This is a genomic window from Mucilaginibacter sp. (assembly GCF_965225845.1).
Classification (GTDB): domain Bacteria; phylum Bacteroidota; class Bacteroidia; order Sphingobacteriales; family Sphingobacteriaceae; genus Mucilaginibacter.
On sequence record NZ_CBDDBL010000002.1, the window covers coordinates 1481234 to 1503972 of the forward strand.

At 38.4% G+C, this 22739-nt stretch carries 18 protein-coding genes and 1 tRNA gene; 7 read left to right on the top strand and 12 right to left on the bottom strand.

All coding sequences use genetic code 11. The features are described from left to right. Positions 1-30 precede the first annotated feature (30 nt). Positions 31-240: a hypothetical protein gene (locus ACYZ0U_RS10505; RefSeq protein WP_461452043.1), complete on the bottom strand. Its 210-nt coding sequence runs from the start codon at positions 238-240 to the stop codon at positions 31-33. Positions 241-376: 136 nt separating this feature from the next. On the opposite strand from ACYZ0U_RS10505, the gene mutS reads away from it, so the two are divergent. From mutS to ACYZ0U_RS10520, 3 genes are all read left to right on the top strand, one after another. Continuing rightward, on the top strand, positions 377-2986 hold the full coding sequence (mutS, locus tag ACYZ0U_RS10510; protein ID WP_461452044.1) for a DNA mismatch repair protein MutS: 2610 nt from the start codon (positions 377-379) through the stop codon (positions 2984-2986). A gap of 86 nt (positions 2987-3072) precedes the next feature. Beyond that, positions 3073-3630, top strand: a complete 558-nt coding sequence (locus ACYZ0U_RS10515) for a C40 family peptidase (RefSeq protein WP_461452045.1) — start codon at positions 3073-3075, stop codon at positions 3628-3630. 19 nt (positions 3631-3649) lie between these two features. Then, entirely contained in the window at positions 3650-3772 is a 123-nt protein-coding gene (locus tag ACYZ0U_RS10520) for a hypothetical protein (protein WP_461452046.1), read from the top strand. On the opposite strand, the gene ACYZ0U_RS10525 is transcribed toward ACYZ0U_RS10520, so the two are convergent. Both ACYZ0U_RS10525 and ACYZ0U_RS10530 read right to left on the bottom strand, forming a co-directional pair. Next, positions 3765-5684 carry a DUF3857 domain-containing protein gene (locus ACYZ0U_RS10525; RefSeq protein ID WP_461452047.1) on the bottom strand — a complete coding sequence of 640 codons (1920 nt, stop codon included), beginning with the start codon at positions 5682-5684 and terminating at the stop codon, positions 3765-3767. The two genes, ACYZ0U_RS10520 and ACYZ0U_RS10525, sit on opposite strands and share 8 nt — an antisense overlap. Beyond that, positions 5681-7663: a DUF3857 domain-containing protein gene (locus ACYZ0U_RS10530; protein ID WP_461452048.1), complete on the bottom strand. Its 1983-nt coding sequence runs from the start codon at positions 7661-7663 to the stop codon at positions 5681-5683. Before ACYZ0U_RS10530 ends, ACYZ0U_RS10525 begins: the two co-directional genes overlap by 4 nt. Before the next feature lie 111 nt (positions 7664-7774). Between ACYZ0U_RS10530 and ACYZ0U_RS10535 the strand changes: the two genes are divergently transcribed. Next, entirely contained in the window at positions 7775-8797 is a 1023-nt protein-coding gene (locus tag ACYZ0U_RS10535) for an exonuclease domain-containing protein (protein WP_461452049.1), read from the top strand. A gap of 78 nt (positions 8798-8875) precedes the next feature. Here ACYZ0U_RS10535 and queG read toward each other — a convergent pair whose 3' ends face one another. After that, positions 8876-9814 (bottom strand): tRNA epoxyqueuosine(34) reductase QueG, encoded by a 939-nt coding sequence (gene queG, locus ACYZ0U_RS10540; RefSeq protein WP_461452050.1) that lies wholly within the window; start codon positions 9812-9814, stop codon positions 8876-8878. Positions 9815-9941: 127 nt separating this feature from the next. On the opposite strand from queG, the gene ACYZ0U_RS10545 reads away from it, so the two are divergent. Further along, positions 9942-10313 (top strand): SpoIIAA family protein, encoded by a 372-nt coding sequence (locus ACYZ0U_RS10545; protein WP_461452051.1) that lies wholly within the window; start codon positions 9942-9944, stop codon positions 10311-10313. A gap of 50 nt (positions 10314-10363) precedes the next feature. On the opposite strand, the gene ACYZ0U_RS10550 is transcribed toward ACYZ0U_RS10545, so the two are convergent. From ACYZ0U_RS10550 to ACYZ0U_RS10580, 7 genes are all read right to left on the bottom strand, one after another. Further along, entirely contained in the window at positions 10364-11131 is a 768-nt protein-coding gene (locus ACYZ0U_RS10550; protein WP_461452052.1) for a polysaccharide deacetylase family protein, read from the bottom strand. Between the two features lie 95 nt (positions 11132-11226). Beyond that, positions 11227-12315 carry a Gfo/Idh/MocA family protein gene (locus tag ACYZ0U_RS10555; RefSeq protein ID WP_461452053.1) on the bottom strand — a complete coding sequence of 363 codons (1089 nt, stop codon included), beginning with the start codon at positions 12313-12315 and terminating at the stop codon, positions 11227-11229. 20 nt (positions 12316-12335) lie between these two features. Next, positions 12336-13358 (bottom strand): Holliday junction branch migration DNA helicase RuvB, encoded by a 1023-nt coding sequence (gene ruvB, locus ACYZ0U_RS10560; protein WP_461452054.1) that lies wholly within the window; start codon positions 13356-13358, stop codon positions 12336-12338. 143 nt (positions 13359-13501) lie between these two features. After that, a complete protein-coding gene (locus ACYZ0U_RS10565; RefSeq protein WP_461452055.1) occupies positions 13502-14236 on the bottom strand; it encodes a polyprenol monophosphomannose synthase in 735 nt (244 codons plus the stop codon). Between the two features lie 112 nt (positions 14237-14348). Continuing rightward, entirely contained in the window at positions 14349-15854 is a 1506-nt protein-coding gene (locus tag ACYZ0U_RS10570) for a POT family MFS transporter (RefSeq protein ID WP_461452056.1), read from the bottom strand. A gap of 112 nt (positions 15855-15966) precedes the next feature. After that, positions 15967-16872 (bottom strand): hypothetical protein, encoded by a 906-nt coding sequence (locus ACYZ0U_RS10575; protein ID WP_461452057.1) that lies wholly within the window; start codon positions 16870-16872, stop codon positions 15967-15969. A 41-nt stretch (positions 16873-16913) separates the two neighbouring features. Next, the gene (locus tag ACYZ0U_RS10580) at positions 16914-18092 is read right to left on the bottom strand and encodes an acetyl-CoA C-acyltransferase (protein ID WP_461452058.1); all 1179 of its coding nucleotides are present in this window, start codon (positions 18090-18092) and stop codon (positions 16914-16916) included. Between the two features lie 224 nt (positions 18093-18316). Here ACYZ0U_RS10580 and ACYZ0U_RS10585 point away from each other — a divergent pair, with 224 nt between their 5' ends. Next, positions 18317-20383, top strand: coding sequence for an HD family phosphohydrolase (locus ACYZ0U_RS10585; RefSeq protein ID WP_461452059.1), 2067 nt, complete (start codon positions 18317-18319; stop codon positions 20381-20383). Between the two features lie 98 nt (positions 20384-20481). Further along, a tRNA-Ser gene (locus tag ACYZ0U_RS10590) sits at positions 20482-20568 on the top strand. A 107-nt stretch (positions 20569-20675) separates the two neighbouring features. On the opposite strand, the gene ACYZ0U_RS10595 is transcribed toward ACYZ0U_RS10590, so the two are convergent. Next, a complete protein-coding gene (locus tag ACYZ0U_RS10595; RefSeq protein ID WP_461452060.1) occupies positions 20676-22664 on the bottom strand; it encodes an HRDC domain-containing protein in 1989 nt (662 codons plus the stop codon). Positions 22665-22739: the final 75 nt, after the last annotated feature.

Genomic DNA, 22739 nt, shown 5'->3' on the forward strand with positions numbered 1-22739 from the left:
CTAAAACGATAACATATTTTGTGCCAATTATTATTTACTCTTTGCAGAATCTGTATTCATAGCTTTAGATGAACTAATTGTCGAGTCATGCTTGGTGGTATCTGCAGACATGTTACCTGGTACCCTGGCACCGCCGGCGCCTGTACCTGTTGAGTCACCAGATTGGGTACTTGGATTGCCTTTACAAGCTGTAATTGATAATACTGAACAAATTAATATAACAATGATTGATCTTTTCATGATAATGTTTTTATTTAATTACAATAAATTGGGCTAATTGTTGGCGGGTAATCCACAATTCTCTAACTTTTCAACAATCAGCTTAAACACCACCCAATGCATTAACTTTACCAACCTATAAATAGGAGTAAACCGTTTGGCAAAAGAAGCTACTAAGGAAACCCCCTTAATGCAGCAATATAACGTAATAAAGGCGAAGTACCCTGGTGCTTTGCTGCTATTTCGTGTGGGTGATTTTTATGAAACATTTGGGCAGGATGCTATTAAGGCAGCCGGTATTTTAGGCATTACGCTTACCCGCCGTGCCAATGGCGCGGCTACACATATCGAGCTTGCCGGTTTCCCCCACCATTCCTTAGATACCTATTTGCCAAAATTGGTAAGGGCAGGGCAGCGTGTTGCTATTTGCGACCAGCTTGAAGATCCCAAAACTACCAAGACCATTGTTAAGCGTGGCGTAACGGAATTGGTAACCCCAGGAGTTGCCATAAGTGATAATATCCTTCAGCAAAAAAGCAATAATTACCTGGCATCCTTGTATTTTGAAAAAAACAGTATAGGGATTGCCCTAATTGATATTTCGACCGGTGAGTTTTTAACTGCTCAGGGTAACAGCGATTATATTGATAAATTATTGCAAGCTTATTCGCCAAGTGAGGTGATCTACCCCAAAAGCCGTAATGCCGATTTTAAAGATACTTTTGGCATTCGTTTTTATACTTATACACTCGACGACTGGCCCTACAGCGGCGATTATGCTACTGAAACGCTTTTAAAACATTTCGGCGTAAAGTCCTTAAAAGGCTTTGGGATAGATAAACTGGCATTGGGTATTTTGGCTGCAGGTGTGGCACTGCATTATTTAAATGAGACCGAGCATAGGAACCTTCAGCATATCTCGGCGATATCAAGAATAGAAGAAGACAGGTATTTATGGATAGACCGCTTCAGTATCCGTAACCTGGAGCTGGTTGGTTCATCCAATGAAAATGCTTTGACTTTGGTTGATGTGCTTGATCATACCTGCTCGCCAATGGGAGCGAGGATGCTGCGTCGTTGGATAGTGATGCCTTTAAAAGAGATAAAACCAATAAAGGACAGGCTGGGCGTAGTTGAATATTTGATAGCTGAAGAAGAACTGCGTGATAATCTGCAGCAATACATCCGTCAGATCGGTGACCTGGAGCGTTTAATCTCAAAGATCGGGCTGCAAAAAGCTAATCCGCGCGAGGTTTGTCAGCTTAAGAAGGCATTGAAAGCAATTGAGGGGATTAAAAGTTTGTGCGAGCATTCTATCAGTCTTCCGTTGAAAGCTATTGGTGAGCAATTGAACCCTTGTGCTTCCATCAGTGGAAAAATTGAACAGGAACTACACCCTGAGCCACCGGTAATGATTGTAAAGGGTGGTGTAATGAATGAGGGCATTAACGAGGAACTTGACCGCCTGCGTAAAATTGCATTCGGTGGAAAAGGTTATTTGCTGGAAATCCAAAAGCGTGAAGCAGAAGCTACGGGCATTCCATCCTTAAAAGTATCTTTTAATAATGTGTTTGGATATTATCTTGAAGTTACCCATAGCCATCGCGATAAGGTTCCAACAGATTGGATCCGCAAGCAAACGCTGGTAAACGCCGAACGCTATATTACCCCAGAACTTAAGGAGTACGAAGAGCAAATTTTAGGTGCCGAGGAAAAGATACTCGCGCTTGAAACCAAGCTATATAACGAACTTCTGTATTCACTGGCTGAATATATTAAGCCGATCCAATTAAACGCACAATTGATAGCCCGTTTGGATGTGCTGTTGAACTTCGCTACTATATCCATTAAAAATTATTACGTTAAACCGGAGATCAACGAAAGTAAACTGATCGATATTAAAGGTGGCCGCCACCCGGTTATAGAAAAGAACTTGCCCTTAGGTGATACCTACATCACAAACGATGTTTATTTAGATTCTGATTCGCAGCAGATCATCATCATCACCGGGCCAAACATGGCGGGTAAATCGGCGCTATTACGACAAACCGGGTTGATCGTGCTAATGGCGCAAATGGGTTGCTTTGTGCCCGCAAAATCAGCTTCTATTGGTTTGGTGGATAAGATATTTACACGTGTAGGGGCGTCAGATAACCTGTCATCTGGCGAATCGACCTTTATGGTGGAAATGAACGAAACCGCCAGCATCCTCAATAATATATCCGACAGAAGTTTGATCTTATTGGATGAGATAGGGCGTGGCACGTCAACTTACGATGGTATTTCGATAGCCTGGGCTATTGCAGAATATTTGCATAATCATCCAATAGCAAAGGCAAAAACTTTATTCGCTACGCATTACCATGAGTTAAATGAACTAAGCAATTCCTTTAATCGCATTAAAAATTTTAACGTTTCAGTTAAAGAGGTAGGTCACCAGATCATCTTCCTGCGTAAATTGGTTCCTGGTGGCAGCGAGCATAGTTTTGGTATCCATGTTGCCAAATTAGCCGGTATGCCACAAAAGGTATTGAGCCGCGCAAACGAGATATTAAAGAAACTCGAAAACGAACGTACCGGCGGCGAGCACATCAAGGAAAGCATCCGTAAGGTGCAAAAGCAAGCTGTGCAAATGCAAATGTTTAGTATCGATGATCCCGTATTGGTGAAAATACGAGATACGTTAAATAATCTTGATGTAAATACCTTAACACCTGTTGAGGCCTTGATGAAGCTGGACGAGATACAGCGGGTAATAAAAGGATAGTTGGATTTACGATTTTAGAATTTCCTAATGTTGATATGTTAAAAACATTTGCGTTTTTAGTATTATTAGCTGCTTTATCTTTATGTATGAAATTTATCCGCGGTACAAGGTATTTATTTTTTGTGCTGATCATTTTTTCTTCCTGCCACTCGCGAAAGGTTGTTATGAAGGGCGAACCCGGAGAAATAGTACAGCCACAGGCAAGCATTGCCGATAAATATTCGCAAATGATGGGTGTTCATAAAAGTGATATACAGAATGGGCGCTTATACGCATTTATAGATCAATGGTACGGTACGCCCTACAAATTTGGAGGCGAAGATAAGGATGGAGTAGATTGTTCCGGCTTGGTACAAATGTTGGAATTACAAGTTTACGGCATTACATTACCTAGGATGACCAGTCAACAAGTTACTGTCATAAAACGCGAATACGAAAATGATCTGAAAGAGGGTGATCTTGTTTTTTTTGATTTTGATGGCAGACAGTTCAGCCATGTAGGCGTTTATCTCCAAAACGGATATATTGTTCACGCCAGTTCAACAAAGGGCGTGATGATCGTTCCGCTGCATGGTAGCATGTATAAATATTTTTCACGTTGCGGATCGGTAGCCGATACTTTAACCACCGCACAAGTGCGATAATTATTGTATATTTACCCGTATGGAAAAGCCCAAAAATGATTATTCATTCTGGACAAAATACAAACGCTTCGCCAGTACCGAGATATTACTTTATGTAATTATGATTGTCGGCATTATACTGGGTATAGTTGTATTTAGTTAATGGTGTTTTTTACTAAAACAACGCTATAATCATCTGCATCAACAACAGTTTGGTAAAAGTCAACAAAATCCTGGTAAGTGTCTTTTGGATAAGTGCCATCAATAACTTGTAATCTGCGTTTATAAATTAACTGATTACCTGTCATTGTGCATTCAGCACTAAAGCTTCCAAATTTGGATTGTCTTGTTTCTTTCAATGGGGTTGATTCCAAGTGATAACCTTCCGGAACTACATAAGTAATTTCGTCCTCTTCAGTGTAACCCTCATTGATGTATACATCTGTTAAGCGGTTCCTCACTTCTTTTGGAGCCTCTTCAACACGGTTTACCGAATTAATTAAAAAACTGATCTTATTGTTTCCTATTGATGCGTATTCACTCGCTTTAAGATCTATAGTTTCAGTTGTCACCGGATTCAGACTTTTATCCTGGTTAAAAACAAGTTTTTTTATCGCCATATTATTGATAGGATAAATTTTTTGCATGTCCTTTAACTGTTCACTATAAGAATCGGCTATTACATTTTCCATTGCATCGTATTGAATACCTTTGAAATTTGTAATCATGTTACCCGATAATTCACCATCATTGTTTAAACTAAAATTTGCTTCACGATGTGAAAGATTCGTTTCTGCAGCATATTTTGGAGTGCGCAATAAAATTCCACCGTTTGGGGTACAGGCTAAAACCGTCCTGTCATCGGTAAAACTACCCAAATAACCAAACGGGATAGTTTCGCTTGTACAATCCATCCATGTTGTATCATTTTTGAATGGAATACACAAAATGATATGATTACCCTGGTCAACACTGGCAAAATCACTTAACATAGAAGTTTTATGATAAGGGTCGCCTGTTACAACACAATACCACGAATTTATATCTGCTGCTTTTAATAAAGCCTGTGTATAATTTACAAGAGCTTTGCAGTCGCCATAGTTTAGTTGATCAACATCCCTTGCCAAAAACGGTTGTAATCCGCCAATGCCCACCTGTACACTTACATAGTGTGTTTTAGACTGCATAAACTCATATATCTTTTTCGCCTTTAATTTGACGTCTGGAATACCTGCGATAATATCTTTAACATGTTGAATTGTTGCAGGCGGTAATTGTTGCCTGTCGGAAACAAGGTTATCATATATCCATTTGCCCAATCCCTTCCAATCTGCATAGCTACCTTGAATTCCATAATATTTAAACTTTTCAGGCGATATTTTCACAGCACTTAAAAATTTTTCAGGATTTGAACTATACGGTTCTTTTCGCATAGCTTTAATGTTTGACACCTCCCAACTATAAGTCTTTAATCCATCTTTATTTGTACTGATATTAGCTGCATTGAGTAAATTAATTTCCTTATACCTGATTTTAAAATCAGATTTACAAATAAATGTGAATTCACTATGTTCTACTGCTGTGCCAAGCCAGGGGTTGGGCGTCCAGTCATCAAAATCCAGGCTTTGTTTAACACGCTCTTCGTATTCATACTCAACAGTATAAGGATAATCGGTAACAGCCGGACGATAATGTTTGATCTTAAGATCATCAAAAAGTGAAAATCCATCATTATTACTTACGTCTTCAAAATCACTTTCAGAAAATTTGCCCACTTGTAAACCAAACGAGTTATAAACAGAACCTTTAATGTACTTTATGATATTGTTTTTATCATGAGATATCACGACTTCGGCTTTATCATCACCGTTTTTATTTAAAATGGTGATGACTTGCTTAAAGTGATAGATTGTGTTATCCAAATCCTTTACATCAATATTTACCTGCTGGTTGCGTATAACAGCATTAGCATATGGTATTAATTCCTTAGGAATCAAGCTTGCATCATAGGGTTGTTGCGCATTGCCTTTACAAAAAATCGTTAAAAGTAGAACTGATATCAGGCTTATCCTCATGATTTCTTTTTGAAAGTTAACTCGCCTTTTTCTGATAAAATAACTTCGTTAAAAAATTCTTTCAAATAAGGGTATTCAACTGATTGGTATATTGACTTATTAAACTGTATCACATTTGAAAATGTAAAACTAGTGCCGGTATCATCTGCGTGATAATCTGTAATAAAGTTTCCGCCTGAATTTGGCAGTTTTATATTTTTGGTTTGCGGCGCATTGTCAATTACATATCCATCCGGCAAATGCAAAGTTAAAGTATAACGATCTGTTGATGGCATACCAATATCTACAGGATAGTTACGGTCAACAAGTTTGTAAGGGTTAGTAACTAATCGGTTTATAATGAAGGGATCAAATGTTAAGTGGTCATGATCCGTATTTTTATAAGCTTGTATTTCTATTTCATAAGTTTCAGCTATTGGCCCATCAAGGCTGTCAATACCAACTATATCTGATTTTAAAATTTTGAACTTTAACGATTTTGTGTCCATATCCTCAACGTATTCATCTACACTATTAAATTTCTTGATTTCCTTTCTTTTCAGATAAGCTTCGTACCCCATTGAGTAATGTATCATAGTACCTTTTATTTTACCATCTGGCTGTAGCGTAAGATTAAACTGATATGTGCTATTCCTTTTTTGCGGCGTAGTCATATCAACCCAGTAAGAAGGCTTATCAATGTTCATAACACGTCCCTGATCATTAATACATTTAAGAGGTAGCATTCCAAAAGGCAATAAAGGATCGCTAGCATCCAAAAAATAACTTTTATCACCGATAGTTACTTTTGTAATAGTGTAATTAAACCCGGTTATCATTGGATAAAGTTTGTTAATTGCACCATTGTCTCGGGTTGAAAGTAAAACAGGCTGAGCATCCAAGCCCGCGGCGGTTAAAGCTGTAGTTAAAGAAATATTTATATCTGCAATATTACCTGTATGGTTATCAAGCGCTTTTTTTATCCCACCTTCACTTTCAATTGCATTAAAATCATTCCATTTCATGTTTTTTTGAATATATTGATAAATGATCTTCGCCTTTTTCAAATCATCAGTTTCACCGGCAATAATTGGTGTTATCCGCTCTTTTAATAAAGATGTCCGTTTAAGTTGCCCACCAAAATCATCATCATGTATAAGCGTGTAATCAACATCTTTCCATTCTTTTGCCATTGAGTGTTTGATGCCATCATATGGATTTTGGAATTCTGACAATTCAAAATTAATTGCTGATTTAAAGTTTTTGGCCGAAGTCATATCAGCTTCTTCAATAAATGCAGGCACATTATCAATGGCATATATAATATGTGAACAATCACATTTTGCGCCACCCGACGAAAAGCAATCTTTTTCCACCTCTGCTTTATTTGTAGTTAACCTTAATGGGCCGGTCAATGCTGCATTATAATTCCAGAAACCTGGGATATGAACCTCATATTCAGAGTGTATCTTGGGTATATCCGACTGAAAATACCATGAATGAAAGTTTTCAAAAAAACGCGAGTATATAGTATAACTATATTCAATAATACAGCCGTTTTTTATACCCGGCATAACAAACTTGAGTATGCTCCAATGTTTGTTATCTATTGATCTATAAACCTTTTTGGGGTCAAGCTCAACAGTTTTTATTAGCCCATTATCATCAGTATAAGTTGTTATTCCTTTAATGTTTTCTACATCTTCGGTATCATCGTCATTGTTGTAAATGGGAATTTCAACCTTCCCTTCACCGTAACCGCTATTATCAAATATTTTGATCTTTATGTGATAGGTGTAAATAAGTTTTATATATTCATCATTAGTTTCATTAATCAAAGAATTACCATATTCATTTAAGACTACTGCATGCGCAGAAGTGTCAAGTGCATAACTCTTCATATTTATGTCCTCCTGCTTGAAAGTACCGTAAGTAAAATCCTGTGCTTTGGAAACCGCTGTAATTAAAGTAAATATTAATAATAATAAGGTTTTTTTCATTTGGCAAAATTATTAGGCGATTGAAAAATAAGAATTATTTTAAAAGATTTAAAATAATTGTGCCGTAATGTTTGTGATACTTTTGCACCTTTGCAAACTGATAAGCATATAATGAAACTGAATTTAAAAAGACCGTTAGCTTTTTTTGATCTTGAAGCAACCGGCACTAATATAGGCTCCGACAGGATTGTTGAAATATCCGTTATAAAACTTCATCCCGAAGGCCACGAAGAAGTAAAAACATGGCGTGTGCATCCTCAAATGCCAATTCCGCTGGAATCATCATTAATACATGGCATTTACGATGAGCATATAAAGGATGAAAAAACATTTAAAGAATTAGCCCAGGAAATAGCTGAATTTATTCATACCAGCGATCTGGCAGGTTTTAATTCGAATAAGTTTGATATTCCGATGTTAATGGAGGAGTTTTTACGTGCGGGCGTAGTGTTCGATCTGGATAACCGCCATTTTGTGGATGTGCAAAACATATTTCACCAAATGGAGCAGCGTACATTGAAGGCAGCTTACAAATTTTACTGTGGTAACGATATCATCAACGCGCACTCTGCTGAGGCTGATACACGTGCTACGATGGAAGTTTTGCTTGCGCAGATAGAAAAATACGAGAACCAGGAATGGGAAGATAAGCAAGGTAATAAAAGCATTCCAGTTGTAAATGATGTTGAAGCGTTACATAAATTTACCAACCTAAATAAACCGGTTGATTTTGCTGGCAGAATTGTTTACAATGAACAAGGTGAAGAGTTGATCAACTTTGGTAAGCATAAGGGTAAAAAAGTAGAAGATGTTTTTGCTGTTGAACCAAGTTATTATTCCTGGATGATGCAAGGTGATTTTCCGTTATACACCAAGCGTAAGCTGGAAGAGATCTATAATCGTTTTAACGCCAAGAAAGTAGCTGAGCGCCAGGCAAAACCTGCTCAACCAAAATCAGTTGAGCAAAAAGCCATAGAACAGGCTGCTCCCAAAGAGTTTAAAAAACCTGATTTTCAGAAAAATAACAATCCTCGTTTTGAGAACAAGCCTTTTAAAAAGAAGGAAGAGCCTGCTAAGCCTGTAAACGAGGATATGTTGAAGTTACTGGCTGATAAATTTAAGAAAGGTTTATAGAGAACGGAGGTTTGAGTTTAGCGATTAATTTTAAAATCTTGTAAACTAATCGCTAAACTCCATCCTCTAATCACTAATTTATTCTCTGACCTTCAAAAACTCAATATTCCGCTTTAAACCATCAAATTTGGTTCGTTTTACGGCTGAGTTTTTAAATACTTTTTGAAAAGTTTCGTGGGTAATATCCTCCCAATCTGCTTGTTTCATACCTAATAATTCTGTGTGAGGGGTAAATGCGGGTTCATTGTGCAAAACTGAAAACTTATTCCATGGACAAACATCCTGGCAAATATCGCAACCAAACATCCAGTTGTCCATTTTACCTTTAAATTCGGAAGGGATCTCATTTTTTAGTTCAATAGTAAGATAGGATATACACCGGCTGCCATCAACAATATATGGGCCTACAATAGCATCAGTAGGGCAGGCATCAATGCAGCGGGTGCAACTACCGCAATGATCTGCGGTTGGTTCAATATCATATTCCAATTCAAGGTCGATGATCAGCTCAGCTAAAAAGAAAAATGAACCTGATTTTTTATTAATCAAATTGCCATTTTTTCCGATCCATCCCATACCAGATTTCTTTGCCCAGGCACGATCAAGTACAGGTGCCGAATCAACAAATGCACGTCCGCCAACCTCGCCAATTTTCTCGTTAATAATAAGCAATAATTGCTTTAGTTTATCTTTTATAACCTGGTGGTAATCAGCACCATAAGCATATCGTGATATCTTTGGTGCCAAAGGATCCTGCTGGTGATTATCAGTATAATAATTTAAGCCTAATGATATAACCGACTTAGCACCATCAACCAACAAACGAGGGTCGAGCCGTTTATCAAAATGGTTTTCCATATACTGCATTTCGCCGTGCATGCCTTGTTTTAACCATGATTCTAAACGGGGGGCTTCCTGCTCCAAAAACTCAGCTTTGGCGATACCGCAAAACATAAAGCCAAGGTTATTAGCCTCAGATTTTATTAAGTCGGAATATGCCTGATTTTTAAGCTGCATTAAGCAAAGATAATATAAATGAGGCTTTAAATATCTTTTTGACAATTAACTGAATAGATATTTTATTTATTTAAAGTAAACAGATGTTGTAAATTCCTGTTGTATTGATAACAAAAAATTAGAAAATATGCTTCAATTCATAAATGATCTGCCTGCGCATGTTGTAGGAATTCATGCCATTGGTGATGTAACCAAAGATGACTACGAAAAAGTATTACTGCCGCGGATAGATGCACTGGTTAAAGAGCAGGGCGAAATAAATTACCTGTTAGTTTTAGAAACAGATGTTTCAAACTTCAGCATTGCTGCCTGGTGGGAAGATTTAAAACTCGGTTTCAAAAATTTTACAAAATGGAACCGGATTGCTATTGTAAGCGATCAAAAAGGAGTGGAGTGGTTTAGCGATGCATTCCGGATTATGATTCCTGGTAAATCAAAAGGTTTTCCGCTAAGTGAATTGCAAGATGCTGTAACTTGGGTATCTGTACACGATAAATAAAAAAAGCCGCTTTAAATTTTCAAAGCGGCTCTTTTTTTAGGTGTTATAATTTAAAAGCTATGCCTAACGTTGTTGCTAAATGTCTTTGTTGTCCAGTAACCACTGTCTAAAATTCTCCTAACTGTCATTAGCGGATCCTGTGGATAGCGTTTATCAGCTAATTGGAATGCTAATTTTATACCGCGTTTGTGTAATTCAGGCAGGTTTTGGGCATTCCATAAACCAAACGGATAAGCAAAGTAAGTAATTGGCTTACCTATAATCTGCTGTAGTTTAGCATCGGGTTTATCCAACTGAATTTCCCAGTCTTTTCCAGCAAATTTCTTGAAATTGCTATGATTCCAAGTGTGGCCTCCAATTACGTTGCCTTCGTCAGATAATGTTTTAACCTGCTCAGAGCTCATGTAATGTTTTTTGCCTAATGATACGGTCATGATAAAGAAAACCCCTTTGAAACCATATTTTTTTAATGTTGGCCTTGCCACGTCCCATTGGTCGCCATCAGTATCATCAAAAGTTAACATGATTGGTTTGCTTGGAAGCGCTGCTCCTTTAGTCAGGTAATTATAAAGCTGATCTGGAGTAATGGTGTGATAACCGCTATCAGCCAGCATTTTAATGTGATCTCTGAAAGCTGCAGGCGGGATTATATAATCTTTTGAAGTTTTAGAATCTGTAGGGCGCCAGTCGCGTATTTGGTGATAACAAATTACAGGTACTTGTTTGCGGGCCATTATTGCCGCAGTGCTTGATTGTGCCTGAGCACCGATAGTGCCTAATACACCCAATGATAATACTGAAAAAATCTTTTTAAACATGGTAGATGCTGTATTTAATAACTATTTAACAATGGCGAAATTAAGATAATTTGAATGTTGTTAGACCTTAATTTATAAACAATTCAACAAATTTTTTATAACAATACAATTCGTTTGCCTTCTGCAGCCGAACGCTTAGCTGCATCTAAAATTTCCATAACTACCATGTTATAATTTAGTGACGACAAGTCATCCGTTCCGGAAATCTGTTTACGTAAAACAGCTGTTAAATAAACAATCGGATCATTTATCGGCGCAGCCAAAGGTTTAACATTTTTTGATCCGATAATCTTTTCGCGCATACGGCTCACAATGTGGCTGGTATCCAAAGCATGTAAATAGCCTGTCTCGCCAAAAACTTCGAAATCTTTAATAGAGAACGGCCAGTTCCATGAGCCTTCAATTTCGCCTGTTGCACCGGGATATTCAATTATAATTGTAGCATCATCGTCAACCTTAGGATAAACAGCCGGTTTATAATGACGTGTAATTGCTGTAACCGCAATAGGCCTTTTTCCGTGCATCATCCAGGTCATCAAATCGGCCCCATAGCAACCGAAATCATTTAAAGCACCTGCTCCATTTAGCACGGGGTCGGTTAACCAGGCTAAAAACTCTGCACTGCACCCAATTTCCTTTGGCCCCTGGTGACCGTCATGGGCTACCATTCTTTTAACCGAGCCTATTGTTCCTGCATTTACAGTGTTGTAAACATCCCAGTTTGATGGGTACCAGGTTGTTTCATAATTAGTTAGCACCTGAATATGATATTGATTTGCTAACTCCTTGATCCTTTTTGCCTGATCAAGCGTAGCTGCCAAAGGTTTTTCTACCATTACCGGGATATGTAGTGGTGCGCAAACTTCTACAATTTTAACATGTCCTGCTGCTTCGTTATATCCTAAAACTGCGTCCGGCTTGGTTTTAAGCACCATAGTTTTAAGGTCGGTGTAAAATAATGAATCCGGTATATGGAATATCTTACTGAATTTCACCCACAAAGCTTTATTAGGTTCGACTATGCCAACTATGTTGGCTGTACCATCTTTATATCTGCTTAAAATACCATAAACATGGTTGTGGTTTAAGCCGGCTACGGCTAAACGCAAGCCTTGCGCTTTTGAATGAAATATAGTGCATGCCAATAAGGTAGTTATAGCAACAATGTTTCTCAACTTTCTCATATAAGTTATATCGGTTTTTCTTAAAATAGTGACGGATTACCACCGAGTTTTATTTTGCCAAGATGTTTATAAGCCGCCTCTGTAGCCTCACGGCCACGCGATGTACGCATTAAAAAACCTTCCTGTATTAAAAATGGTTCGTAAACTTCTTCAATAGTGCCTTCTTCTTCACCTACAGCAGTGGCTATAGTTTTTAAACCAACCGGGCCACCTTTAAACTTATCAATGATGGTTAGCAATATCTTATTGTCCATTTCATCCAACCCATGCTCATCAACATTCAGAGCATTTAACGCATATTGGGCAATGGCGGTATCAATTTTACCATCACCTTTTATCTGGGCAAAATCACGTGTACGGCGAAGCAGCGCATTGGCAATACGGGGTGTACCCCGGCTCCGACGGGCAATTTCGTAAGCACCTTCATCATTGATCGGTGTTTTTAATATAGATGATGAACGCAATACTATGGTAGTTAGTAACTTGGCGTCGTAGTATTCGAGTCTGGAATTAATACCAAACCTTGCCCTTAATGGTGAAGTTAATAATCCCGAACGTGTTGTAGCGCCTACCAATGTGAATGGGTTAAGTGAGATTTGTACTGAGCGGGCATTCGGGCCGCTCTCCAGCATAATATCTATCTTGAAATCCTCCATTGCAGAATATAAATATTCTTCAACTAGTGGACTTAAACGATGGATCTCATCTATGAATAAAATGTCACCTGTTTCAAGATTAGTTAATAGACCGGCAAGGTCACCGGGTTTATCCAATACCGGCCCTGAAGTTATTTTAATACCTACGCCCATTTCGTTAGCAATAATGTGCGACAAGGTAGTTTTACCTAAGCCGGGTGGCCCGTGTAATAAAACGTGATCAAGCGCTTCGCCACGCTGGCGGGCGGCTTGTACAAATATGCGTAAGTTGGCTAATATTTTATGCTGGCCGGTAAAATCCTCAAATGCTTGTGGACGTAAAACTTTTTCAATATCACGTTCGGCAGGAGAGAGGCGTTCACTTTCGGGATCTAGATGCTCATTCATTTGCTTCTCAGTGATTAGAGGTTAGAGACGAGTGATTGGTTAAATATATTCAGTATTATGAAAATCAAAGCTATTATTATTGCCGGTATTTATCAATACAAGTAGCAACTAATCCCAAACCGCTGAACTCTATTCTTTCGAAATTATTCGCCTTCAGGATATTTGCGGAATATGCTATTTATTTTCATTTGTATAACACCCCAAAACGCCTCTTTAAATATTCCGGTCGACATTTTGGACGTTCCTGCTGTACGGTCAGTAAATATAATCGGAATTTCAACTACCTTAAAACCGTGCTTAATGGCTGTATATTTCATTTCAATTTGAAAGGCATAACCTACAAAAGATATTTTGTTAAGCTTAATGGTTTCTAATACCTTACGTTTGTAACACATAAACCCGGCGGTAGAGTCCTGTATTTTAATGCCGGTGATGAAACGAACATAAACTGAGGCGAAATAGCTCATTAACACCCGGCTCATTGGCCAGTTAACCACATTTACGCCATTGCAATATCGTGAGCCAATAACAGCATCTGCACCGCTTACTGCAGCTTCCCGCAATCTTAAAAGATCATCGGGATTGTGCGAGAAGTCGGCATCCATCTCAAAGATATAATCGTACTGATTTTCTATGGCCCATTTAAAACCATGTATGTAGGCAGTGCCAAGTCCTTGTTTTCCAGCCCGGGTTTCTAAAAAGAGCGTTTCAGGATAATCCTGTTGAAGAGCTCTTATAATATTCTGGGTACCGTCAGGCGATCCGTCATCTATGATCAATAAATGAAAATCATGAGGCAATGAAAACACTTTACGGATCATCCGTTCAATATTTTCCTTTTCATTGTAGGTTGGTATTATTATTAAACTATCAGGCACTCAAATATTGGGCTAATTTGATAAAGCGTCAAAAATAGGTGAATTTACCATGTATAAAAAATAAAAAAACAGCAAAGCGGTTTGCTGTCCTGTTTTTTACAAATTATGTTGATTATAGATTATTTGTATCAGCAATAATTTTATTTTGATCAACGTCATCAACATAAGGGTCAGTTATGTAGTTACGTTCTTTTAAACGTGGTGAAACAAACATAAATACAACAACAAAAACTAAAATAAAGCTCACAAAAAACCAGTAATAATTTGCTCCGGCAAGATACGGCGCATAGGTACCTTTATTAGCTATATAGCTGTTTACGCCCGCTGTAATAAAGTTGCCCAAAGAAACCACGAGCAACCAAATAGCAGTCATTGTGCTCTTCATTGATTTTGGAGAATGAGTGTAAGCATATTCCAAACCGGTAATTGAAACAAGAACTTCCGCTGCTGAAAGTACTATGTAAGCAAGTACCTGCCACCATATAGACGGTGTACCTCCGTGGTCAATTTTTGTCTGTATAAGCGCTATAATTACGAAAGATAATGCTGTTAGAACCAAGCCAACACCTAAACGCCTTAATGGAGTTGTTTTAAGGCCAATTTTATCAAAAAAGGGATATATCCAATAATTGAAAACCGGGATAAATATTAAAAGAAAAATAGCGTTTACGGTTGATACCTGACCTGCAATGATTGTAAAATGATAAAAACCTAAATTGATATCGCGATTCATTCTTGCTGCCTGCAAAACCCATTCAGATAGGCATTGATCCCATACTGCCCAAAATGCAAGAGCAAAGAAGAAAACCGCCATTACACGGTAAACAGCCTTTACGCCATCAACCCGCTCTGGGTTATGAGTTTCTTTGGCGACATCCAGCCAGGATTCTCCTTCTTTCTTTTTACTAAGGTTTCTTAGTGCGTATATGGATATAAAAACAAAATTATCCCTGTTAACGCCAGCAGGCGGTACTTTTACATATAATTTTCTTCCCGAGAAAAAAATAATTGTAGCTAAGCCCATTAAAATACCAGGTATGCCAAATGCCCATTTTGCACCATAATTTTGATATACATAAGGAATTGCTAAAGTTGACAGTACAGAACCCGCATTTATGCTGAAATAAAACCATCCGTAAACTTTTGATAAAAGATCCTGATTGGTTACATCAAACTGGTCGCCAACATTGGCTGATACACATGACTTAATGCCACCTGCGCCAATAGCAACTAATAGAAGCCCAATTTCAAAACCATTTAATGTACTATCAAACATTGACAATAGGAGATGGCCTAAACAATACACAATAGATATGTAAAGTATTATTTTGTATTTTCCTGTAAACCAGTCAGCTACAAGGCCACCAACAAAAGGTAACGCGTAAGCAAGTGTCACAAAAAGGTGCGACAACTGATTAGCTTTAGCATCAGCAACTGTAGATAGTGCTTTGTTTGCAGTTGGGTTAAAAAACTGCACAACTAAAAAGGTAACCAGTATTGAACGCATCCCATAGAAGCTAAACCGTTCAGCAGCTTCGTTACCAATAATATAAGGTACGCTTTTGGGGTAAGTTGATTTTTTCGGAACTACATCCGAGGCAGGTACATATTCACTCATGAGATCAGTTAATTTCGACTAAAATACTATAATTCCGTCAAATCAAAATTTAATATCGAAAGTATTACGCTACAGTCGGTTAATATTTTGATTTAGAACTATTAAAGATTATTTAATTGTTATTTTGGATGCTTGACCTATCCTGGATAGCTTGTTTTTTAGGGTCAGTAATATCGCTGTCGTGTCCATCAGGTACATTACGCATATCTAAATTATCAACGTATTTCCATCTCCCGTTAATTAATTTATAGCCATCATAACTCAGATCAGGGCCGTAAGTTTCCGGGTCTTTCTTTGATTTCTCATCAGGTGGTGACAGGTGATCGAAAACTATCAAATCATCTTCCGGAACATATTTTAAGAGCATGGATGCCTGGCGGGTATACTGAAATATAATACGATCATGTCTTGATGTGCCGAACACTTGCATCCCAAACTGCGGTTTATCGTTTTTAAATGAAAGTACTTCGATAACTTTTTTGGTAGAATTAACTGTATACCCTTTCCAGCCAAGTAAAACATAATAAGATTTATCGCCGGTTACGCGTATTATTTTATAATACTGCGCACCATACCATTTGCGGTTATCGGTAACAGAATCTTCAGGATGTTGCAGCAGAGGTGAATAATCAACTAAAGGGAACAGCTTTAACGGGCCGCCGGTGTTTAACTGTATAGCGCCATAAAAACGATAACTGCCATCCTCGTTCATTACATGCCAGCTTATGATCCTGAACCTGTTATCTGGAGAGTTTAATATACTCGCTGATTTTACTGAATCGAATTGAAATAAAAATGAATTAGGGGTTTTTAAAGCGCTAACCAATGTTTTAACAAACATTGTATTAGCGTTTTGCCGCTCTAGTTCATTCTCGTTATTGATCATTATATTACCCAAAGTAACCAGGCTATCCTGGTACATGCTCAGCCTTTTCAGGTTACTGCTTTCATCAGTATGCTGGGCAAATGAATGTGTTAAAATCAATAATAAGGGAACAAAGACAAGCGACCGCCTCATCGTACAAATGTATTTTGTTTTAAAGTTCAATATTAGAACAATTAACGCAAATTTTCAATAACAATTGCACTGGCGCCGCCACCGCCGTTACAAATTCCGGCAGCGCCGTATTTGCCGACATTTTGCTGCAATACATTTAATAAGGTAACAACAATTCGTGCACCTGAAGCGCCAAGTGGGTGACCCATGGAAACCGCGCCGCCATTAACATTAACTTTCGCTGGATCAAGCTTTAAGGTTTGATTATTAACTATTGATACCACCGAAAACGCTTCATTTATTTCATAATAATCTATGTCAGCAATTGTTAAACCGCCCCTGTGTAACGCCAATGGAATGGCTTTAGATGGTGCAGTCGTAAACCATTCGGGCGCTTGCTGTGCATCGGCATAAGATACAATCCGGGCTATTGGTTTTATACCCAATTCTTCGGCTTTCTCTTTACTCATTAAAATTATGGCAGCTGCACCATCATTTAAGGTTGACGCGTTTGCCGCTGTCACAGTGCCATCTTTTTTAAAAACAGGTTTTAATGATGGGATTTTCTCAAACTTAACAGCGTGTGGTTCTTCATCATTTTCAAATAAGGTAATAGCACCTTTTTTGTCTTTTATTTCAACAGGAGTTATCTCATCCCTGAATTTTCCAGCCCTTTGAGCAGCTTGCGATCTTTTATAAGACTCAATTGCAAATTCATCCTGTTCTTCGCGGGATATTTTGCAATCGTTAGCGCACAACTCCGCTGCAGAACCCATGTGATAATCGTTATAAACATCCCACAGGCCATCTTTAATTAAACCGTCTGTGATTTGTCCATTCCCTAATCGATATCCATTACGGGCTTTATCTAAATAATAAGGCACATTGCTCATACTTTCCATTCCGCCAGCCAGCACAATATCATTCTCTCCGGATGAAATGCTTGTAGCTGCCAGCATAATAGCTTTCATCCCCGAGGCACACACTTTGTTAACCGTTGTAGCAGGTAAATAGGGCAGGCCTGCGAATATTGACGCTTGTGTTGCTGGTGCCTGGCCCAAATTAGCCGATAACACGTTGCCCATGTAAACTTCCTGTATATGTTCAGGTTTTAACCCTGATTTATCTATAACCGATTTAATTACAAAGCTGCCCAACTGTGTAGCGTTTAATGAGGATAAGCTACCGCCAAAACTGCCTATTGGGGTGCGTGTAGCTGCAACAATTACTACTTCTTTCATAAAATTTATAAACTGGTACGCAAATTTACGGTTTTAAATTTAAGATTTATTATGCATGCATAAGATTATTGAGTGATTTTTGATGGGGTGATTGAGTGTATAACGATGAATAGAAATTACTCATTCACTAAATCAGTCAATCGCTCCTTGTATAAACTATTCATTCACTAAATAATATCGCTATACCAAAAACTTATTTTAATTTTGGTATCTTAAACATATCAATGGCAAACCTGTCTTCTTCCCGGCAAAAAGCTGTACTGCGCAAATATGCCCGCAAGCTCAAGTTTTTAATGATGGTAGTTAGTATTGGTATAATTGTTTGGACTTTACCCAAGCAAGCCAAGTTTAGGTACGAGATACAAAAGGGAAGGATATGGACCCAGAAAGACTTAATATCTCCGTATAACTTTGCCATTTTAAAAACGCCACAGGAACTTAATAATGACCGGAAAGTAATCCTAGCCGGCGTTACGCCAATCTATCAGCTAAATAATAATATTGCTAATGAACAATTGAATGATTTTAAAAGTGATCTTGAAATTAAGTGGCATACAGCAGGAATTAATGACGCGCTTAAAAACGATTACATTACTACGGGCTATAACCTGCTTAAACATATTTATGATATCGGTATTTTAAAACCTGAACCTAAATTTCAGATAAATTCACCTAATTATACCATTACAGTACTCGACAAAAATGTGGGTACCGATAAAAATACTGTCGACCTTTTTACCCGCGATAAAGCACTTGCCTACTTTAACCAAGTTTTAAGCACACGTAAAGATATAGACAAGTCGTTTTTGCTCGATTTGGTATTGAATAGGATGCAAAGTAACCTTATCTATGATGATGTGTTAACATCTAGACTGGAAAAAGAAGCTTTAGAGAACTTATCACTTACCCGTGGTATGGTTCAAAAAGAAGATATATTGGTAACTACGGGTTCGGTTGTTAATGATGAGGTATATCAAAAACTAATATCTTACAAAAAAGCATTTGAAGACAGTGCCCGTGTAAATGGTGACCGCAGATTAGTAATGTTAGGGCAAATAATATTAGTTGCTGTTGCCATTACGCTGCTAATGGTGTTTTTATATATGTTTCGCAGGGATATTTACGATGATAACCGCTTGGTGTCCCTGATACTATTGGTGATAACCGCAATGCTGGCTACGTTATCTCTGGCTATAAAATTACAAACCCCTAATTTATATTATATACCATATTGTATAGTACCTATCATTATCCGTATTTTATTTGATACCCGTTTGGCGCTTAACATACATTTACTGGTTGTATTGATTGCGGGATTTTTTGTGCCGAATAGTTTTGAATTTGCCTATTTTGAAATCACAGCAGGTATGGTATCTATATATAGTATTAAAAACCTTATCAGGCGCGAGCAATTTTTAATTTCAGCAGTGATCATCACCTTCAGCTATTTTATGGCTTTCCTGGGAATTTCCTTTATCCGCGAAGGCAGTTTTATAAATATTAACTGGATGGATTTTGTACCATTTGTAGTTAGCGTTTTACTCACTCTGTTGGCTTATCCGCTTATCTATATATTCGAAAAGATATTTGCCATCACTTCCGATATTACACTTATAGAGCTTACCAATACCAATGCGCCATTGTTACGTGAGCTGGCTTTTACAGCTCCAGGAACCTTTCAACACTCTTTACAGGTAGCTAACCTGGCCGAGAATGCCATCTACAGTATTGGAGGTAACGCTTTATTGGTTAGGGCGGCGGCTTTGTATCATGACATAGGTAAGCTGGAAAATCCTTTGTTTTTTATCGAGAATCAAAGTTCGGGGTTTAACCCGCATGACAAGCTTCCTTATGAAGAAAGTGCCCAGATCATTATCAGGCACGTAAGCAAAGGGGTAGAAATGGCCGAACACGCGAATTTACCGGAGGTAATAATTGATTTCATCAAGACACACCATGGCGATACCCGTGTAGATTATTTCTATCAATCGTTTTTGAAGAATTTCCCTGAAAAATTGATTAATGAGAAGGTTTTCAGGTATCCCGGACCCATCCCTTCATCAAAAGAAGGTGGTGTTTTGATGTTAGCCGACTCCGTTGAGGCTGCTTCGCGCTCATTAAAAGAACCCGACGAAAAATCAATAGGGGAATTGGTTGACCGTATAGTAAAATACAAGCTTGACCAGGAACAGCTGAAAGACAGTGACATAACGCTGAAAGATATTGAAACTATTAAGACGATTTTTAAGCGGATGCTGATGAGCATTTATCACGTGCGAATTAATTACTAACGTTTTTATTTTTTTTTTTGACCGCTTACCTGAATTGCTATATTTGCAGTCCCGAAAAAAAGGGATTTATTGAGATACCGGCCATTAAGGCAAAAATAGGTGAGGTGCCTGAGAGGCCGAAAGGATCAGTTTGCTAAACTGACGTACGGGAAACTGTACCGAGGGTTCGAATCCCTCCCTCACCGCTGATAAGCTTATCAAACATAATAAGCCTGTAAATTGTATGATTTACAGGCTTATTTATTTATAGACCCGGCAAAATATATCCCGATTCACAAAACTTTAGGCTTTCTTAAAACATACTTACCTGATCTTTTGCGGAGCCGGATTGGTTGTTATCATATGCACGGATCATCAGGATAAGTTCCTGGCCATATTGCGATGCCTTTTGTAGCCCTATTCCTTTGATAGCGCTAAGCGCCTTTATCGTTGGAGGAAGTTTCTCTGCAATGATGGCAGCCGCTCTTTCTGAAAAAACACCATTAGGCATTAACTTTTCTTTTTGGGCTTTCTGATCACGCCAATCCAGTATTTGCTCATAGAGTTTGTTATTAGGTTTCGCATTAAGCGCTTTTACATAGGAATATGTTGGTTTTGTAGCCAGGGCTTCTTTTTTAACATTTAGGTAAATATCAGTATCGAAATCTGAAGTAGAGAAATATTCCATCATGCTCATCCTTGTCATTAACCATTGAAGTAACCTGTCGGCTTTTGCCGCGCCCTCTTTGGATGTGCCCAGCAGTTGCGGTAACTGTGCATTCAAACTTTCAGACGCTTGCTTTAATTCGTTCAGGAAATAAATTGCAGCTTTTTTTATTCGTTCCTGCTCATTCAGTTTAAGTTGGCGCCTTGATTTTTCCGCAACAACAAGTACTTTATTTTCTAACCCGGGAAGCAGATTTTCAAAACCGCTGATTCGCTTTTTTAACCCGTTGAAGTCAAAAAGTTCAGATAGTAAATAGGATTCATAAAGACAGCGGTCAAGTTTTAAACGGTTGGTATCAGTGTGTAACCTGGAGGACTGTTCATTAAAGCGAATTACAGCCGGATCACTAATAATATTTTGGGCGCTTATAGGATTGCGTAAGATCATTCCTGCAAGTGAACGGCAGCGGCTTAGTGCCACATAAGCCTGGCCATGGGCAAATGCTTCGCTAACGTCTATGATTGTCTTGTCAAAGGTTAGTCCCTGGCTTTTGTGAATTGTTATTGCCCAGGCCAGCTTTAGCGGCACCTGTGCAAAGCTTCCGGCATTGGTTTCACTGATCTGGTCATCTTCCAATTGATATTTGATGTTTGACCATTCCTGCGCCTCAACAGCAAGTTCAACCTCATCGCATTGCACAAAAACAGTATTTTCCTCTATGCATGCAACAGTTCCTATTTTGCCATTGTAGAATTTTTTCTCGGCAGAGGTATCATTTTTTACAAACATTACCTGCGACCCGATCTTAAGTTTTAATTCGGTTTCAGTAGGATATGCATCCTTCGGAAAATCTCCGCGAATTGTTGCTTTAAACTCGTAAAGTGCGGTATCCAAATTGTCCAAATATTCAGTATTTATCTGGTTGGCGATGCTGTTATGAGTAGTAAGGGTAATATATGGATCTTCGGCTGATGGCCGGAAACCCGGTTGGAAACGTTCATTTAGAAGCGCCAGGTTTTGCGAACTGATTGATTGGTTACGCACTCCGTTAAGGATATCAACAAACTCTTGTTCTTTCTGCCGGTACACATGGTCAAGTTCAATACGTACATACGGTATTTTTTGCAAAACCAGGCTGCTAAAAAAATAGGGGCTATTGTAAAAACGGCTGAGCATTTCCCATTCTTCTCCCCGTATGATCGGGCTGAGCTGCGACAGGTCGCCTATCAGGAGTAATTGTACTCCTCCAAAAGCAAGCGAAGACTCTTTCACATTACGCAGGATCAGGTCTATATGATCCAACACATCCGGCCTTACCATACTGACCTCATCAAGTATCAATAATTCTAAATTGTAAAGCAGCTCTTTTTTCTCCGGGCTGTAATGCATTTCAGGCCGGCTATCTCCACCTGGTATTAGCGGCCCAAATGCGATTTGAAAAAAGGAATGAATGGTCATACCACCGGCATTGATAGCGGCTACACCGGTCGGCGCTACTACTGCCAGGTTCTTTTTTGTTTCCTGTTTAATTTGTTGTAGTAAGGTAGTTTTTCCTGTACCTGCTTTGCCGGTAAGAAAAACGGTGGTATTTGTATAGGCTACATAATCGAGGGCTAAAACTGCTTTTAAATTCACGCTGCAATTTAAGCATTTTCATCTTTTTCTGATTGTTTGAAAAGCGTCATATCAGCATTACTGTTTGTTGTCTTC

Excerpts from the sequence above, each read along its gene's own strand:
- ACYZ0U_RS10505 (WP_461452043.1), bottom strand. The coding sequence starts at position 240 with ATGAAAAGATCAATCATTGTTATATTAATTTGTTCAGTATTATCAATT.
- ACYZ0U_RS10515 (WP_461452045.1), top strand. The coding sequence starts at position 3,073 with ATGAAATTTATCCGCGGTACAAGGTATTTATTTTTTGTGCTGATCATT.
- ACYZ0U_RS10520 (WP_461452046.1), top strand. The coding sequence starts at position 3,650 with ATGGAAAAGCCCAAAAATGATTATTCATTCTGGACAAAATACAAACGC.
- ACYZ0U_RS10525 (WP_461452047.1), bottom strand. The coding sequence starts at position 5,684 with ATGAGGATAAGCCTGATATCAGTTCTACTTTTAACGATTTTTTGTAAA.
- ACYZ0U_RS10530 (WP_461452048.1), bottom strand. The coding sequence starts at position 7,663 with ATGAAAAAAACCTTATTATTATTAATATTTACTTTAATTACAGCGGTT.
- ACYZ0U_RS10535 (WP_461452049.1), top strand. The coding sequence starts at position 7,775 with ATGAAACTGAATTTAAAAAGACCGTTAGCTTTTTTTGATCTTGAAGCA.
- queG (WP_461452050.1), bottom strand. The coding sequence starts at position 9,814 with ATGCAGCTTAAAAATCAGGCATATTCCGACTTAATAAAATCTGAGGCT.
- ACYZ0U_RS10545 (WP_461452051.1), top strand. The coding sequence starts at position 9,942 with ATGCTTCAATTCATAAATGATCTGCCTGCGCATGTTGTAGGAATTCAT.
- ACYZ0U_RS10550 (WP_461452052.1), bottom strand. The coding sequence starts at position 11,131 with ATGTTTAAAAAGATTTTTTCAGTATTATCATTGGGTGTATTAGGCACT.
- ACYZ0U_RS10555 (WP_461452053.1), bottom strand. The coding sequence starts at position 12,315 with ATGAGAAAGTTGAGAAACATTGTTGCTATAACTACCTTATTGGCATGC.
- ruvB (WP_461452054.1), bottom strand. The coding sequence starts at position 13,358 with ATGAATGAGCATCTAGATCCCGAAAGTGAACGCCTCTCTCCTGCCGAA.
- ACYZ0U_RS10570 (WP_461452056.1), bottom strand. The coding sequence starts at position 15,854 with ATGAGTGAATATGTACCTGCCTCGGATGTAGTTCCGAAAAAATCAACT.
- ACYZ0U_RS10575 (WP_461452057.1), bottom strand. The coding sequence starts at position 16,872 with ATGAGGCGGTCGCTTGTCTTTGTTCCCTTATTATTGATTTTAACACAT.
- ACYZ0U_RS10580 (WP_461452058.1), bottom strand. The coding sequence starts at position 18,092 with ATGAAAGAAGTAGTAATTGTTGCAGCTACACGCACCCCAATAGGCAGT.
- ACYZ0U_RS10585 (WP_461452059.1), top strand. The coding sequence starts at position 18,317 with ATGGCAAACCTGTCTTCTTCCCGGCAAAAAGCTGTACTGCGCAAATAT.